This is a genomic window from Pseudoalteromonas sp. GABNS16E (assembly GCF_028598715.1).
Taxonomy (GTDB): domain Bacteria; phylum Pseudomonadota; class Gammaproteobacteria; order Enterobacterales; family Alteromonadaceae; genus Pseudoalteromonas; species Pseudoalteromonas atlantica.
The window spans coordinates 19,925-37,336 of sequence record NZ_JAQREZ010000044.1 but is presented as its reverse complement, the minus strand read 5'-3'; the positions used below and the strand labels follow the sequence as shown (position 1 = coordinate 37,336).

Sequence of the window (17,412 nt, the reverse complement as noted above, 5' to 3'; positions counted from 1 at the left end):
CCATGGCGTTATTTAAACAAGATACAACTAAAACAGCCAGTATGGCGAGAAAAAAGAAAATGGCAGGGCTAGACGATGATTATCGCTCAACCCTGTTAGAATCTGGGATTAAAATGCGCTAGCCGTGATAATTATGGGTGGGAGCTTCGCTGTATTGGTAACTATCCGTAAAATTAGGTAAACTACGCCTTCGTTTTTTAATAAATGTTGTAGTATTGATGACCACCCTCGGGTATGACGAACACGACGAATCTTATTTAGATGATGCATATGATGAATTTACTCCACCGCCACTTTATCGGTGTATTAATGCAGAGTCGAAATGGGACCCTCAAATAGATTTAGCGCCAACTTTTTCTGTATTAACTGACTTTGAGCAGCAGATCACTGCTATGTGCGCAAAGCAAAAAGACCCACACGATAGGTTAGAAGCCCTTCTTGATATTTTTTATAGCAAATGGCTATTTAGCGCCTCTGGGCTAAAGGTGCCAGAGCATAAAATAAATAGCTTAAGCTATACACTCACTATGCGCAGCGGCTCTATAACCACATTAGGTATTTTATTGAGCCATTTGCTTGAGCAAGCGCAATTAGATGCCAGTGTTTGTATTAACCAGGGTGATATTAGCGTGCATGTCGCAATAAGTGATGAAGAAGGCTACATTATTGAGCCTAGCAGTGGGCAACAAAGCTGGTACATCATTCCTGAAAATGCGGATGAAGAAAATGGCCAAGAGCAAGAGCCACTTGAACTTATTTATAACGATGAAGTTTATAAATTGTTTTTAGCGCAGCAAAAATGGTCGTTTATTAGCGAAAATAAATTTGGCCACGCGCTGGTATGTGTTGAGTTGCTAATGGAGCTATTAGGCGATGACCCGTACGAGAGACGCGACAGAGGTTACTTACTCAATCAGTTAGATTGTCCTAAAATGGCACGCGATGATTTACAGTTTTTTATTGATGAGTGCCCGGACGATCCGGCAATCGAGATTATTCAGCATCAACTAGAAGAACTTGAAGATAATAATAAAACACACCATTAAGAATAGGAACAAATATGGCTGATACTCACACTGCATTAATTACTAATGATGCTGTTGTACTGGGTTTGCTTGCTGTAATTTTAGGGTTCATTTTTAAAACCTCTAGCAGCGAAAACCCCAAACTAAAAGCATTTTATAAATATGTACCAGCATTATTGCTGTGTTACTTTTTACCTTCTTTGCTCAATACGTTTGGCATTGTAGATGGACATAGTTCAAATGTTTACTATGTTGCTTCGCGCTATTTGCTGCCAGCATGTTTAATTTTACTTACCATTAGTATTGATTTAAAAGCGATTATTAATTTAGGCCCCAAAGCGCTAATTATGTTTTTAGTGGGCACGCTGGGTATTGTGATTGGTGGGCCTTTATCTATTTTAGTGGTTAGTGTATTTAGCCCTGATTTAGTAGGCGGCCACGGCCCAGATGCTGTTTGGCGCGGTATGACAACGGTTGCCGGCAGCTGGATTGGCGGCGGCGCTAACCAAGCTTCAATGAAAGAAATGTTTGAAGTGGGCGGCGATATATTCTCGGTTATGGTGACCGTTGATGTGATTGTGGCGAATATTTGGATGGCTGTTTTATTACTAATGGCCGCAAACCATAAAAAAATTGATGCCGCAACAGGGGCTGATACAACCGCCATAGAAGATTTAAAAAACCGTGTTGAGCAATACCATGCAGAGCATGCCCGCATGCCGACACTCAATGACTACATGACCATTATTGCCATAGCATTTGGTATAACGGGGCTTGCTCATTTTTGTGCCGACTTTTTAGGGCCGTTTTTTGCAAACAATTACGCGTGGGCTAAAGAGTACAGTTTAAACAGTAAATTCTTTTGGCTAATTGTTATTTCAACCACGATTGGTATTAGTTTATCATTTACTAAAGTAAGGCAAATAGAAGCGTTTGGCGCATCAAAAGTTGCTTCAAGCTTTTTATATATTTTAGTGGCATCAATTGGCTTACATATGAACGTAACCGCTATATTTAGTAACCCTGGGTTATTTTTAATTGGGGCTATTTGGATGCTAACGCACGCAAGTTTAATGCTGATTGTAGCCAAAGTAATAAAAGCCCCGTTATTTTATATGGCGGTGGGCTCGCAAGCTAACGTTGGCGGCGCTGCGTCGGCGCCTGTGGTGGCTTCTGCGTTTCACCCTTCGCTTGCGCCAGTGGGCGTTTTATTAGCTGTACTAGGGTATGGTGTAGGTACATATATGGCCTACATTTGTGGATTAATGATGCAAGCAGTTGCACCTTAAGGAATTTAAATGAACAACCAAGTAATTGATATTAATAACATTGAGCTGGCAAACGACAAACCATTTGTATTATTTGGTGGTATGAATGTTTTAGAGTCGCGCGATTTAGCAATGCGCATTGCAGAGCACTATGTAGAAGTAACGTCTAAATTAAATATTCCTTATGTATTTAAAGCCTCGTTTGATAAAGCAAATCGCTCATCAATAAATTCTTACCGCGGCCCTGGTATGGAAGAAGGCTTAAAAATATTTGAAGAGATTAAAAACACCTTTAATATTCCGCTTATAACCGATGTGCACGAACCACACCAAGCAGCGCCTGTTGCTGAAGTGGTTGATGTAATTCAGTTACCTGCATTTTTAGCACGCCAAACAGATTTAGTGGTAGCTATGGCTAAAACGGGTGCCATTATTAATGTGAAAAAACCACAGTTTTTAGCCCCACACGAAATGCGTCATATCATTACTAAATTTAATGAAGCAGGTAATGATAATGTTGCACTGTGTGAGCGCGGCTCAAGCTTTGGCTACAACAACTTAGTTGTTGATATGCTAGGTATGGATGATATGAAAGCCATGGCACCGGTTATTTTTGATGCCACCCATGCACTTCAGCGCCCAGGCGGGCGAGCTGACTCTGCTGATGGACGCCGTGCACAAGCTGCCGAGCTTGCTCGCAGCGGCATGGCATTGGGCATTGCGGGCCTATTTATTGAGGCTCACCCTAACCCTAATGAAGCAAAGTGTGATGGTCCATGTGCATTGGCACTTAGCAAGCTTGAAGGGTACTTATCGCAAATGAAAGCAGTAGATGATTTAATTAAAAGCTTTGCACCACTGGATACAAGCGCAAGCGATTTATAATTTAACACCTATTTAGGTAATATTTAAAAAGCGACTTAGGTCGCTTTTTTTATTCCATTAATATACACACACAACGATGCTGTATATAATCTTACGCATAAGAAAAACTAATTCTAAGCTTGGTTACTATGTCAAGACGAGTCCCCCCATTAAACGCACTTAAAGCTTTTGAAGCCGCGGCACGCCATTTAAGCTTTACTAAAGCAGCAGAAGAGCTGTATGTAACGCAAGCGGCAGTGAGCCATCAAATTAAAACCCTTGAAGAGCATTTAGGCTTGAAATTGTTTTTACGTAAAAATCGCTCGTTATTATTAACCGAAGAAGGCCAAGGCTACTTTTTAGATATTAAAGAAATTTTTACCCAGCTGATAGATGCCACCGAAAAGCTACTTGCTCGCGGTGCAAAAGGCTCGCTTACCGTAAGTTTAACCCCGAGTTTTGCAATTCAGTGGTTGGTACCTCGATTAAGTTTATTTAACGAACTCCACCCCGAAATAGATGTGCGTATAAAAGCGCAAGACCAAGACGAAAACTCGTTAACCGATGATGTAGATATTGCTATTTACTACGGCCGAGGCCACTGGAGTGGGGTTCAAACTTACAAATTGCACACCGAGTATTTAGTGCCTTTATGTAGCCCACTGTTATTAAGCGGGCATAAACCGCTTAATCAACCGAGTGACTTAGCCCAGCACACCTTGTTACACGATACCACGCGCCGTAACTGGAAAACCTGGATGAAAACGGCGGGTGTACGTAATGTACAAGTGAATCAAGGCCCTATATTTAGCCACTCATCAATGGTGCTCCAAGCCGCGGTGCACGGTCAAGGTGTAGCAATAGGCAATAGTGTGCTTGCCAAACCCGATATTGACGCGGGACGTTTAGTGATCCCATTTAGCCACAGCTTAGAGAGTAAAAACGCGTATTACTTAGTGATTAGAGAGTCGCAAACAGAGCTGGGTAAAATAGTCTCGTTTAAAGATTGGATGCTGAGCTTAGTTGAACAAGAACAAGAGTATTAATAATGATTGAATGGTTTAAAAGCGCAACGCAGCCGGCTATTGCACAGTTTATATTTGCGCATGGTGCCGGAGCTGGATCAGATTCTGATTTTATGCAGCATATGGCTAAACTCATTAGTGCGCAGGGTATTGATGTAGGTTTATTTGATTTTGAATACATGCAAATTGCTAAACAAACACAAAAACGTAGACCGCCAGAGCGAGCCCCTAAACTGTTAGCTTATTACGAGCAAGTACTAACAAATGCGCAACCTAATTTACCGTTATTTATTGGCGGCAAGTCGATGGGCGGGCGTATGGCGTCTATGCTTGCTTGTAGCTCTACACAACCGATTGCAGGTGTATTAGCGTTTGGCTATCCGTTTCATCCGCCCGGTAAGCCAGATAAGCTGCGCACCGATCATTTTGCAGACATACCTTGCCCGTTTTTAGTCTTACAAGGCGAGCGAGATACCTTTGGCACACGTGAAGAGCTTAAAACGCTTTCTATGCCAAAACAGCCAAGCTATGTGTGGCTTAGCGATGGCGACCATTCACTCAAACCACGCAAAAAAAGTGGTATGAGCGAGCTGCAAAATCGTGAAACTGCAGCGCTTGAAGCAAGTAAATTTATAGCCAATAGAGTGGAGCAATTATGATTAAATTATTTTTACTCACGGGCAGCTTTTTTTGCATGCTGTCGGTTATGTTAGGGGCATTTGCCGCGCATGGCTTAAAAAGCCGTTTAACTGAGTATTCACTCGGGGTATTTAAAACCGCAGCTGAGTATCAAATGGTGCATGGTTTAGCGCTTATAGCCGTGGCGATTCTTATTAAGTGGGGTATTAATTTAACCGTGGCGGGAGGTTTTTTTATTGCCGGTACACTGCTTTTTAGTGGCAGTTTATATTTACTAGCCCTAAGCGGCATGAAGTGGTTAGGCCCAATAACCCCATTAGGTGGGTTATGTTTTATAATTGGTTGGGTTGTTATTTTAGTGCAAGTTGCACGATTTAAGTTTTAAAGAGTTTAAGGGTTAATATGTCTAGTGTTGTGATTTATTGTCGTAGTGGTTTTGAAAACGATGCGGCTGCTGAAATAACGTTTCATGCTGCCGAGCAAGGTTTTGCCGGCTATGTAAAAGCCAAACCAAATACCGGCTACGTGATTTATGAATGTTTTGAAGCGCAACACAGCGACGAAATAATCAAAAAGGTCGACTTTAAAAATATGGTATTTGCGCGCCAGTGGTTTGCTGGCACGTTAATCGAAAATATGCCGGTAGAAGATAGGGTCACTGCATTAAAAGAAGCCGCAAAGGATTTTCCTTTGTGTAGTGAATTGCGCGTAGAAACTCCCGATACTAACGAAGGCAAAGAGCTACTGACCTTTTGTAAAAAAATATCAACGCCGTTAAAAAAAGCACTCGAAAAGCAAAACACGGTATTACGTGAGCCAAAGGCAAACCGCCCGGTAATGCATGTACTATTTTTAGCAAACAATGCCGCGTATGTAGGGTATTCGTATAGTTATAATAATTCGCCGTTTTTTATGGGCATTTTACGTTTACGTATGCCAAGTGACGGACCGAGTCGCTCAACGTTAAAACTTGACGAAGCCTTTAATGTTTTTATCCCTGAAAAAGAGCGAGAAGCGCGAGTACAACCAGGCATGCGAGGGGTTGATTTAGGCGCTTGCCCAGGCGGTTGGACCTATCAATTAGTACGCAGAGGCATGTTTGTTAGCGCAATAGATAATGGCCCAATGAATGATAGTTTGATGGAAACAGGCCAAGTTAAACACTTTAGAGCCGATGGTTTTAAATACCGCCCAGAAAAAAGAAATATTAACTGGTTAGTGTGCGATATGGTGGAAAAACCAACCAAAGTGACTAATCTAATGATTGACTGGGCAGTAAACGCATACGCCAAAGAGCTTATATTTAATTTAAAGCTGCCTATGAAAAAACGCTTTGATAGTGTTTATGAATGCCTAACGATGATCAAAGAAGAGCTTACCAAGTACGGTATAACCTATGAGTTGCAAGCTAAGCATTTGTATCATGATCGTGAGGAAATTACCGTTCATTTAAACGTTGTTAAGGTGCCCCAAAATTTGTATAGCTAAATCATAGAGGCATAAAAGTGGTATTAAATAATGTTTATAAATGGCTAGGATTACTTTTTTATCACTTTTAATAGCCGGTTGCGGCGGCGGTGGCAGCGATAGTGACGCCACCGATAGTGGCTCAACTGGCAATACCGCCCCTACAGTAAGTGTTGATGTAAGCAGCAGCGTTATTGTTGCTAACCAAACCTTTACTATTACGGCTCAGGCAAGCGATAGCGACGGGCAGGTGTCTAGTTATCAATGGCAGCAGCTGTCGGGGCCTGAATTTACCTTTACTGCTAATGGCAATATACTCACAGTAACGGCCCCCAGTGTAGAGAGCGACACTGATTTTAGTTTTTCGGTGCTAGTAACCGATAATGACGGCGCAACTACAGAGCAAGTGTTTTCTGGGACTATCACGGTTCAAAACACCCCTCCCACAGTTAATATTACAGGCCCAAGTAGTGCACTGGCTAATACCCAAGTTAGTTTAATTGCTAATGCACAAGACATAGATGGCACAATTAGCGCCATATTGTGGGTACAATCTGCTGGCTCCTCCATCGAATTTAGCCAAACTGAAGGTGAATTAAGCTTTACCGCCCCAAATGTAAGTGAAAATGAAACGCTTGGTTTTAGTGTTACTGTAACCGACAATGCCGGGGGCACTGTACAAAGCAGTGCGACGGTACTTATTACGCAATTAAATAGCGCACCTAGTGTTACCTTAGCTGGGCCTGACGAGGCAATGCAAAATGAGTCAGTGACAATAACAGCCACAGCGCAGGACAGCGATGGCACCATTAGCGAGCTAAGCTGGCAGCAAACAAACGGCCCCGTGGTCGAATTTACGCAAACCGACTCCAGCATTACGTTTAATGCCCCAACGGTTGCTCAAAATACCAATATTACCTTTTTAGCCACCGTTAGAGATAACGACGATGCAACTAATAGCGCCCAAAAAACGGTGATTGTGGTGCCGCCTAACAATCCGCCTGTGGCAGACGATGTAACCGTCGAGGTGCAATATAACTTAAGTGCTGAATTTAATTTGACGGTAAATGATGCCGATGGCGATACGGTACAAATTACTTTTCCAGATGACCTAGAAGGGGCGCAGGTGAGCGTTATTGATGCCCAAGCGCTGCGCTTTAGCTATACACCGCCTGTAAATAGTATTTCTGCAAAAAGCTATATATTGACCGCCAGTGATGGTGAAGACAGCATCAACTTTTTACTTAATACGACAATTATTGATACCAGCGCTGCAACGGTGACAGAAATAACGCCTAATGGAGCAGATGAACCGGTATTGGTTGACACCCCCATTAGCATTACGTTTTCAGATGTGATGCTGAGCAGTTCGTTAACCGTAAATAGTAGCGCGGGGAGCTGTGAAGGCAGTGTTCAGGTATCAAGTGATGATTTTGCAAGCTGTGTTGCACTTAATGTAGAGAGCGTATCTGGTGCGCCTGATGAGACGAGTGACTATTTTAAAAACGTTAACTTAAGCGCTGATTTTTCAGAAAACACGCTTTACAAAGTGCGTGTAAATGACCAATTAGTTAATTTTTCTGGTACTGCTGCGACAGCAGGCCAAGTGAGTGAATTTACCACCTCAACCCAAGATTTAAAAATAACCGAACTCATATCGGTGCAATTTACTAATGATACGCCCTGGGTAGAGATTTATAACGGCACAGGAGAGGCTGTTAATTTACAAAACTATTCATTAAAAACGCGCGCAATTAATATGCTTGATAGCTCAGTGAGTGCAGAGCAAGTATTTACATTACCCAACAAAGTATTAGAAAACGGCAGTTATATTTTACTGCAAAGTCGTTTTGGTGATGAGTTTTTAGCAAGCGCGGCACTTAATAACCCTAAAATTGTGCTGGTGGGTAACCAAAGCGATGCGCTACGTCCTTACTGGTATATAAATGGCTTTGCAGAGTTATTAAATAGCGCCGCCACACAAACAATCGACTTTGTTAAATTTGGTAATTCTACCCAGCAACCGGTTAGTGCCACGCAATGGCAAGGCGATAACGCACCACAAATGCAGGCCGAGCAAGGCTCAAGCTTAAAACGTGCGCTTAATGCAACAGATACTAATCAAGCAAGTGATTGGGTTTACTCAGTGTTTAATACGCCGGCAGAGCAAAATGATATTAGCTGTGATACCGATACAGATTTAGATGGGATCCCAGATTGCAGTGAGCAAGAAGGCGCAACGTTTGGCGGGCTGCCTTTATATGAATGGGGCGCGCGGGAAAATCAAAAAGATATATTTATAGAAATTGATTATATGGACAGTACCGATATAGGTATTACGCCACAGCGTACAGCATTAGAAAAAGTAGTGAGCGTATTTGCAAGTAACGGTTACACAGTGCATTTTGATGTAGGCGATTTGTTTGACCAAAGCACAGGTATTTCCACCGCTAACTTTGATTTAGGAGGCGGTACAACCGTACCGTTTAACAGCTACACGCCCTTTGAATATGACCAAGGTACCGCTAATTTATTTGCCTATAAAATGGAATATGCCGATACAACGCGCCGCCCAATTTTTCATTATTTATTAATGGCAAACAGTGGTAACGAAGATGGCAGCATTAGTGGCTCGGGCATTGCTGAAATAAATGGTAATGACCTAATGCTGACTATGGGCGGATGGGGGTTATCGGTTGATGATCAAACATCACAAAATGTGACGAATAATTACCAAGCGTCTACTATTTTTCATGAGTTGGGACATAATTTAGGGCTTTATCATGGCGGCGACGAAGAAGTGAACTTTAAGCCAAATCATTTAAGCTCTATGAATTATCTATATCAATTAACGGGGCTTGCAAGCATAGGTAATAACGAAGGTGACCGTTATTACGACCGGTTTTATACCAACAACATTAACTGCGACCTTGTGCCAAATACTAATAATCAAACAGGATCAACGGATGATTTTATCATTGATTATTCAAACGGCAGCGCTGCAAATATAAATGAAAGTGCTATTGATGAAAGCGCAGGATTGAACAGGCCTGGCTCTGAGGCGGTCGATTATAATTGTAATGCAATTTTAGGCGATACATTAACTAACTTTGATGCAAACCAAGACTCGCAAATTACTGTATTAACGGATACCGATGAGTGGAGCATGATTAACTTACAGTTTTACTCACAAAGTGCAGGTAACCGATTTGGTGTGGCAAATACGATGAGCCATAAGCTGTATCAACAGCAGCGTGTTCAAGCTGTTTCTACTTCATTGCCTAGCTATATAAAAGAAGCAGCGCCAAGCGAGGCTATAATTAACCAAATTAAAGCTATTAAAGAGCGCTAAATGAGCTACCGATTTATAAAAGCTGCACTTTTACAAGGAGCTATTATTTTTTTAGTTGCTGCCTGTAGCCAAGGCGCTATTAATAAAGCCAGTAGTAGCCATAGTAGTGAATGGTTACTAACTGATGCGCTTTATTATAATAACAAGCCAGTAAATTGGCAGCAAAGGCGTGTAAACGGGTGCAGCACGTGTTTAATACAAAACGACTCTGTACTACAGCCCGAGGGCATAACGCGTTTTAATACGCTTTATAAAGATGGGGAGTGGGTTGCAGTACAGGAGCAAAGCAGTTTAAATGTTATAAGGTTAAAACTGCCTTTGCACACCCCCTATTTGTATGTTGAGCAATTAGCAAACGGTGAACTTAAACTGTTTAATCAGCAACACACTTATAAAACTAAAATAGGCGAAGTCATTAATATTACTTTTAAAAAGCAGTTATTCTCGGTAGTGATCACAGCGTTTACTTTACAAGATGAAAAAAATGTAGCACTGCCAAGGCGCGCTAGACTAAATTACACTGCAGTTAAGCTGATATAGATAAAATAAAAGCACCAAAAGGTGCTTTTATTATTTGCCATAGTGTTTGTTAGCCCGCTCGGTATTTAGAGCGATAATTATCTACCCACAAACGGGTAGCGCCACACACAGCAACGGGCATAACAATTAGGTTAATAAATGGGATTGCAGTGAGCAGCATAACAGCAAAGCCAAAGCCATAAGATAAACCTTGTTTAGACTTTAAATCGTCTTTCATTTGTTTAAAGCCTACTTTATGGTTATCGAAGGCAAAATCTTTGTATTGCACAGCATACATCCAACATGTAAATAAAACCCATAACACTTGTCCAATAACGGGTAAAATCCACAGCAAAATAAAAAAGCCAATAGCGCGGGGTAAGTAATAGCAAAGCTTTGTCCACTCTCTGCCTACCATGCGTGGAATGTCTTTTACTAAATCAGCAAAACCGTCGTCATTTATTTTTTGACCCGTTAAATAAAGCTCTACTTTTTCGCTGAGTAGTCCGTTAAAAGGGGCCGCAATGAAGTTGGTTATTACTGTAAATAGCATGCTGTAACTAAATAGCACCACAAGCACGGCAATGGGCCACATTAACCATTCAAGCCAGCTTAGCCACTCAGGTAACATGTTGTTTATATAATTAAAGCTGTCGCTTAACCAACCAAATAAAAAAAATAGTGAACTACCAAACAATAAAATATTAAGTAAAAGTGGAATAAGCACAAAGCGCTTAAGGCCTTTTTGGCTAATTAATTTAAAGCCTGAAAAAAAATATTCCATACCTTGTATGATCTGCACAGTAACCTCAAAAAAGACTCATATCTGCATGCAGTATAATTAGACTGATAATTTTGAACAGCCTTTTTAAGTAACAAAGTGTTAAACCTGCAAAATTTTTAAAAAGTTTTAGAGTGTGTTGGCTGGATTGTTTTTGTTATGGATGTTTATTTTTTGTTGCAAAATAATGTAGGCTTAACGCATACTAAAGTTGTTTTTTTACCTATTTTATTAAAAAACAATTTCCATAATCGTAATAATAAAACTCGCGCTGTAAGTTTATTAACTATACTCATTTTAAATATATGAACTAAGAGCAGGAATTTGTTGATGCACTGCACTTTTTTAAAGTGCGTAGCAACATAAAAGTACCTAGATGCATGGTGAAGTATGAATACTGCAAAACTAAAACAATTGTTATCTCACCAGCAGGATATATTATCTAAAATCGCGTTAGGCATTGCCTTAGACGATGTTTTACAAGATATTTGTTTAGCTATAGAGCAAGTTATTGAAGACAGCTCTGCAAGATGCTCAATACTGTCTTTAACAGGTAATCAGTTATTTCATCGTGCTGCCCCAAATATTGACGATGAATATTTAAAGGCCATTAATGGTGTGTTTATAGGCCCTAATGTAGGGTCTTGTGGCACCGCGGCCTATAAAAATGAGCGAGTTATTGCGCAAAATATTGACCTTTCGCCCTTGTGGGAAGATTACAAAGATTTAGCGCACAGGTACGGTTTATATTCTTGTTGGTCAACCCCGGTTATTTCAACCACCAATGAAATATTAAGCACTTTTGCTATTTACCACGGCACCCCTAAAGCACCTACACAGCAAGATTTAGAACTCATTGACTATTTTGTACACTTTTCTAGCATAGCACTAGAAAAAAACGCAGAGTCGCTCAAAGCTAGGCAGCTAGTGGCAGACCTGCAAAAAAGTAATGAAAAATTTAAAGCATTTACGCAAGTGATGCCCGATCTTATTTTGATTTTGAACGAAGAGGGCGTCTATACCGATATTTACGGTACCTCGAGTGACTTATTACTTGAATCGCCCACCGATTTAATTGGTCAAAATGTGCAAGACTTGTTCCCAGAAAAAGATGCCGACATGATCATGGGGATTATTAAAAAAACCATTCTCACCAATGAAATGCAAATATTTGAGTACGATTTAGCCGTGCCCAAAGGCCACATAACCTTTGAAGGAAGAGCGGCTGCACTTACTAACTATCAGCCAGAAAAACCAGAACTTAAGCACGTAGTGTGGATGGCAAGAGATGTGACCCTTCGCAAAAAAGCCGAGCAAGAAGTTCAACGGCTTGCGTTTTTTGATCCACTAACAGGGCTTCCCAACAGACGAATGCTCAGCGACAGCCTAGCAAAGTGTGTAGAGCGTATTAAACGCACCAAAAAAACGGGCGCATTGCTGTTTTTAGATGTTGATAACTTTAAAAGAATAAATGATTCATTAGGCCACGGCGCCGGAGATCAAGTATTAATAGAATTAGCAAAACGCTTAGGTGGCGTAATACGATCATCTGATACTTTAGCTAGAGTGGGCGGTGATGAATTTATTATTTTACTCGAATACATTGGCGAGCATAATCACCAAGCCTGTATTGAATCTGAAATAGTCGCTAAAAAAGTACAAGGCGTGTTTAATGATAAGTTTGCAATAGGGGAGCTGGCATTTCAAGTTAGTTGCAGTATAGGTATTTGCTTAATTAACGAAGAGCACACAGCCACCGATAACATATTAAAATTTGCAGATACTGCTATGTACCGCTCTAAGGCAAAAGGCGGCAATAGCTGCAGCTTTTATGACCCTAAACTGCAAACTTTACTCGAAAACCAAGCCGAATTAGAAACGGATATTGTAAGAGCAATCGCAAATAACGAATTTTGTGCGTATTTTCAGCCGCAAATTAGTATGCAAGGGAAGATAATAGGTGCAGAAGCCCTGATAAGGTGGATACACCCTAATAAAGGGGTTATTGCGCCTAATCAGTTTATTCCTATTGCAGAGCAATATGGCCTGATTCAAAAACTGCAAAACATAGTGCTTCGCAATATATGCCGCCTTATTAATCAACTTAATGAAAAAAACATGATAGATGAGCACTTTAGCGTATCTATAAATATTAGTCATATACAGTTTAATTCTGCACAGCTTACCCGTGAGCTCTGCTCTACAATTAAAGAGTTCAACATAAAACCGCAGCATATTAAACTTGAGATCACCGAAACCATGCTATCGGGCGATATTGACAGCACAATAAAGCAAATGACGGAGCTACAAGAACAAGGTTTTGTGTTTTCTATAGACGACTTTGGTACAGGGTATTCCTGTTTAGCCCATTTAAATGCGTTCCCCGTGCAGGAAATAAAAATTGATAAAAGCTTTATCGATAAGATTTTAGATAAAGGCAAAGGCTTTAATATTGTTAATACGATTATAAGCCTGGGCAAAAGTTTAGACATTACTGTTGTTGCTGAAGGTGTAGAGCAAGAGGCGCAATTTGAGTTACTAAACTTGCTCAATGCAGATTGTATACAAGGCTATTTAGTCGCAAAACCTATGAATGCCAGTAACTATATTAAGTGGCATGCCCATCAATTAAAAAAGCAAAGCCTAAGTGCTTAGCAGGCTGTGCGTCGTTTTTGTAAATTAAGCTAACGTTTTAATAAAGCTATTTTTACCTTATTAAAACATTTTGTTTAAACAACACTAGGAACACGCGTATTAAGTATATATTATGAAGTCACTATAACGATTCAAAATAATAAAATGGACGACAAGAGATGCAGTTAGTCGAATTAACCCCTAAGGATCCTGATGTAGTTAATGTGTTTGCAGATATAGATAGACTGATAAACTCCTTATACCCCGTGGCTACAGCCCAATCTCTCAAATTAGAAGAATTAAGCAAAGACAACGTTTACGCAATTGGTTTAAAAAACGAAGATGGCATTATTGCCTGTGGCGCTATTGTTAAGCAAAATGACGGCGCGCTATATGGCGAAATAAGGCGTTTATATGTAAAACCAAGTTACCGTGGCAGAGGTTTTTCAAGACGCATAATGCAAAACCTACTGCATTACGCCGGCGAAACAAAAATTCCACTTATCCGATTAGAAACAGGCCCAAAGCAAACCGAATCAATTAGTTTATATGAAGATTTAGGTTTTGCGCGCTGTGCAAGCTTTGGCTCGTATCAAGATAACCCACAAAGTGTATTTATGGAGCTTGCCCTGAGCCCTGAGCCAGAATAAATAAGCTATTTACTACTGTGTGCCTATAGCTGACTCTGTAGGCGCAAAAAATACTTCACTGTTTTTCACTGCTATCTTCGTATAAAATTCGCCACCTATATTTAATACCTGTGCACAGTAATACTTAATGATTTTAAGAGGCAAACCTTGCTATAAACAAGCTTTTTTGCTTCAAAATAAATTACTTGATTAAGCAAACGGGTATAAACCTTTATTTAGCACTTCATAAGTGAGAATTTTATCTTTTTTAAAAGTAGCCCAAAACCAATGAGCGATTTAACAGTAGTAACCCACAGTGGTAATTTCCATGCCGATGACGTGTTTAGTATTGCGGTACTTAAGCATGTATTGCCTGCCTTTAACTTGGTACGAACCCGCGATAAAGCAGTAATAGAAAGTGCCGATATTGTTGTTGATGTAGGTGGCGAATACAACCCTGACACAGGACGCTTTGATCACCACCAACGCGGCGGCGCAGGCGAGCGCGAAAATGGCACGCCATACTCGTCATTTGGCTTAATTTGGAAAAAGTATGGTTTAGCACTGTGTGATAATAACCAAGCGGTGGCTGATAGAGTTGACGCTGGTTTAGTCTCTACAATTGATGCCATAGATTGTGGTTACGTTAAAGGTGTGGTTGAGGGCATAACGCTTAGCCAAACGCTTTCTATGTTTAATCCAACATGGGAAGAGGAAGGCAGCTTTGATGAATGCTTTGATGAAGCCGTTGAGTTTGCAGCGCGTTTATTAACCCGTTTTATTGCCTCAGCAAAAGGAAGCATTAACGCCAAAGATATTGTTGCAAAAGCAATAGAAGAGGCAAAAGATCCCCGCGTGATTATTTTAGAAAAATACACACCATGGAAAAAAACAGTACACCATTTATCAAGCGACGCTTTATTTATGGTTTACCCTTCGCAAAACGGCCAATGGATTATTCAAACTGTACCTGTAGAGCCCGGCTCATTTGAAGATAGAAAGTCACTGCCTAAAGCGTGGGCTGGTTTATCTGATGAAGAGTTTCAAGCTGAAACGGGCTTAGACGACGCTGTATTTTGCCACAATGGTTTATTTATAGCTGGTACTAAGTCGTTCGAAAGTACAATGAAGCTGGCCGACGTGGCCCTAGCTGAGTAACCTGTTTTACTTAAATATGGGTAAAATTTTTTTACCCAAATTAGTACTATTTAGCTAAGTAACTAGTTTGCAGTTACTTAGCTTTATTATGCTCTCGTTATTTAAATCACGTGAGGTTTTATGTTTGAAGTAAAAACTATCGCGCTATTTATTATTACCGCACTGGCAGAAATTATTGGCTGTTACTTACCTTATCTTTGGCTTAAAGAAGATAAATCCATATTCCTTTTAATACCTGCAGCAATCAGTTTAGCACTATTCGCGTGGTTGCTAACGTTACACCCCGCAGCCGCTGGACGGGTGTATGCCGCGTATGGCGGTGTGTACATATGCGTGGCTTTGCTGTGGTTATGGGCAGTTGATGGCGTAAAGCTTACAATGTGGGATGTAGTGGGCGGGGCGGTTGCCTTACTGGGCATGGCTATTATTATTTTTGCACCTAAAAGCGCATAAAAATTAAGCCATATTAAGGCGAAATACGCCTTACAGGCCACTGTTAACGCATATATCGCGCAATTAAATTGCCAACTACTTTTTTATAAGTAAGCGTTAAAGCTGGATTATCTATTAAGCTTGTTTGTACAACATGCCCGGTATATAAGCCATAAAATTCATACGCAAAAATGCTCGGCTCTTTGTCTTGGCTAAAGTAGCCTTGTGTTTGGCAGTTAACTGCAAGTTTAGTGAGGTAGTTAATCATTTTTAAGTGTTGGTCTTGCATAAACTGCCTTACCAAACAGTTGGGGCTTGCTTTAAACTCTACCGATGCTTTAATGAGCGGGCAACTTGCCTGCTTACCAGGCGATACCGTATCTAAAAAGTTGAGCCACTCAAGCCAGCGTTGCTGAAAATTATTTAAATGAATTAACGCATCTTCATCAACAGATATATCAACAACCTGTTTTCTAAACTCTTCTTCGGTGTAGGCCAAAATAGCCACTTGCATATCTTCTTTATTGGCAAAGTGTGAGATCACCCCAGTACGCGACATGTTAGTCACTGCCGCTATTTTTCCTATCGACAAGCTATATAAACCATGTGCAGCCGCATAGGCCATTCCTTTGTACAAAATATTGCGTTTAGTGCTCTCACTTTTTTTCATCGTTAATCCATAAAGCGTGTTATTTGGTCGTACACGTATTGGCTTTTTAAAATGCGTACGTGTCCCAGCTCCTGTGTGGCCACAAGTGTTGCGGGTGTGTTCTCAGTTAATAATTTTATTGCCTCAAAGCTTGCCACTGAGTCATTTTTATCATGAATAAACAACATGTTTTCGTTAATTTTATTTTTAGAATGATCAGGGTGAAGGTTTTGCCAGCTAATACCATATTTGTCCGACACCCTATTAAGCATATTTTCTAGCATGAGCTCAGAAATACCCACTTGCCTGACCTTAGCAAACATGGCTTCAAATATTTGTGCAGGGGCAGAGATCATCACAATTTTTTTATTCTCTAAATAATGAGGCGCTAAGTTTAACAAAGCAACACCGCCCATAGAGTGTGTAACGACTCTATTAATTGTAATATTTTGCCCATTAAAGTACTCAAAAGCCGCTGTTAGCCCCTGCATATACCCGTATAAGTGCGAGGTATTGCCGTGCGAAAAGCCATGGCCTATGTGATCAATTGAGTAAACATTAAAGCCTTTTTCAAGCAATTCATCTATTAAAGCAGTAAACCGATTAGTGCTATCGGCCCAGCCATGAGATAAAAATACCGTTTTAGTGTTTTCGGCTAGGCTAAAATAGTACAGGTTTACAGCGCCAAGCTCGGTAGTAAGTTTAATATTAATTGGCTGTATACATGTTCTAAATTCGTATTGGCGTCGGCTATGCGGATTACAAAATACCTTCATGGCAAGGCGGGCACTGAGTTTAGGAAATGTTTTGGTCAAACCAAAAGTGGCAGCCTTTGTTATTTTAGAAAATTTAGGTGGCTTGTTTTGATTAAAATAAATTTGTTTCATGTTTATACCAAATAAGTACAGTTGTTCTATTTTATCTTAAAAAAGAACAGCTGTACTTATTTTTTTAGCCGCATAACCAGCTT

Annotated in this window: 16 protein-coding genes; 13 read left to right on the top strand and 3 right to left on the bottom strand. The window is 40.4% G+C overall.

Annotation, left to right across the window (positions count from 1 at the left end; genetic code table 11):
• Positions 1–218 precede the first annotated feature (218 nt).
• The 9 genes from PSI06_RS15975 to PSI06_RS15935 all read left to right on the top strand — a co-directional run bounded on the left by PSI06_RS15975 (position 219) and on the right by PSI06_RS15935 (position 10,180).
• Positions 219–1,046 (top strand): tetratricopeptide repeat protein, encoded by an 828-nt coding sequence (locus tag PSI06_RS15975; RefSeq protein ID WP_004588840.1) that lies wholly within the window; start codon positions 219–221, stop codon positions 1,044–1,046.
• Positions 1,047–1,060: 14 nt separating this feature from the next.
• Positions 1,061–2,314: a DUF819 family protein gene (locus tag PSI06_RS15970; protein ID WP_004588841.1), complete on the top strand. Its 1,254-nt coding sequence runs from the start codon at positions 1,061–1,063 to the stop codon at positions 2,312–2,314.
• A gap of 9 nt (positions 2,315–2,323) precedes the next feature.
• Positions 2,324–3,178: a 3-deoxy-8-phosphooctulonate synthase gene (gene kdsA, locus PSI06_RS15965; protein WP_024034184.1), complete on the top strand. Its 855-nt coding sequence runs from the start codon at positions 2,324–2,326 to the stop codon at positions 3,176–3,178.
• Between the two features lie 128 nt (positions 3,179–3,306).
• Entirely contained in the window at positions 3,307–4,203 is an 897-nt protein-coding gene (locus PSI06_RS15960) for a transcriptional regulator GcvA (protein ID WP_004588843.1), read from the top strand.
• Positions 4,204–4,205: 2 nt separating this feature from the next.
• Positions 4,206–4,841 (top strand): alpha/beta family hydrolase, encoded by a 636-nt coding sequence (locus PSI06_RS15955; RefSeq protein WP_273604254.1) that lies wholly within the window; start codon positions 4,206–4,208, stop codon positions 4,839–4,841.
• Positions 4,838–5,206 carry a DUF423 domain-containing protein gene (locus PSI06_RS15950; RefSeq protein WP_024034182.1) on the top strand — a complete coding sequence of 123 codons (369 nt, stop codon included), beginning with the start codon at positions 4,838–4,840 and terminating at the stop codon, positions 5,204–5,206. Before PSI06_RS15955 ends, PSI06_RS15950 begins: the two co-directional genes overlap by 4 nt.
• Positions 5,207–5,223: 17 nt before the next feature.
• Entirely contained in the window at positions 5,224–6,309 is a 1,086-nt protein-coding gene (gene rlmM / locus PSI06_RS15945; RefSeq protein WP_004588846.1) for a 23S rRNA (cytidine(2498)-2'-O)-methyltransferase RlmM, read from the top strand.
• A 40-nt stretch (positions 6,310–6,349) separates the two neighbouring features.
• Entirely contained in the window at positions 6,350–9,640 is a 3,291-nt protein-coding gene (locus tag PSI06_RS15940; protein ID WP_273604253.1) for a PKD domain-containing protein, read from the top strand.
• Entirely contained in the window at positions 9,641–10,180 is a 540-nt protein-coding gene (locus PSI06_RS15935) for a hypothetical protein (protein WP_273604252.1), read from the top strand.
• Between the two features lie 49 nt (positions 10,181–10,229).
• Here the strand turns inward: PSI06_RS15935 and cysZ are convergent, their stop codons facing one another.
• A complete protein-coding gene (gene cysZ / locus PSI06_RS15930; RefSeq protein ID WP_004588849.1) occupies positions 10,230–10,943 on the bottom strand; it encodes a sulfate transporter CysZ in 714 nt (237 codons plus the stop codon).
• A gap of 387 nt (positions 10,944–11,330) precedes the next feature.
• Between cysZ and PSI06_RS15925 the strand changes: the two genes are divergently transcribed.
• The 4 genes from PSI06_RS15925 (at position 11,331) to PSI06_RS15910 (ending at position 15,814) form a co-directional block, all read left to right on the top strand.
• Entirely contained in the window at positions 11,331–13,595 is a 2,265-nt protein-coding gene (locus PSI06_RS15925) for a sensor domain-containing phosphodiesterase (RefSeq protein WP_273604251.1), read from the top strand.
• A gap of 158 nt (positions 13,596–13,753) precedes the next feature.
• On the top strand, positions 13,754–14,224 hold the full coding sequence (locus tag PSI06_RS15920) for a GNAT family N-acetyltransferase (protein WP_004588851.1): 471 nt from the start codon (positions 13,754–13,756) through the stop codon (positions 14,222–14,224).
• A 267-nt stretch (positions 14,225–14,491) separates the two neighbouring features.
• Complete coding sequence (locus PSI06_RS15915) at positions 14,492–15,361, top strand: MYG1 family protein (protein ID WP_273604250.1); 870 nt, start codon at positions 14,492–14,494, stop codon at positions 15,359–15,361.
• Between the two features lie 120 nt (positions 15,362–15,481).
• The gene (locus PSI06_RS15910) at positions 15,482–15,814 is read left to right on the top strand and encodes a YnfA family protein (RefSeq protein WP_029772735.1); all 333 of its coding nucleotides are present in this window, start codon (positions 15,482–15,484) and stop codon (positions 15,812–15,814) included.
• Between the two features lie 43 nt (positions 15,815–15,857).
• On the opposite strand, the gene PSI06_RS15905 is transcribed toward PSI06_RS15910, so the two are convergent.
• Positions 15,858–16,463 carry a TetR/AcrR family transcriptional regulator gene (locus PSI06_RS15905; RefSeq protein WP_273604249.1) on the bottom strand — a complete coding sequence of 202 codons (606 nt, stop codon included), beginning with the start codon at positions 16,461–16,463 and terminating at the stop codon, positions 15,858–15,860.
• 2 nt (positions 16,464–16,465) lie between these two features.
• Positions 16,466–17,329, bottom strand: coding sequence for an alpha/beta hydrolase (locus PSI06_RS15900; RefSeq protein ID WP_273604248.1), 864 nt, complete (start codon positions 17,327–17,329; stop codon positions 16,466–16,468).
• Positions 17,330–17,412: the final 83 nt, after the last annotated feature.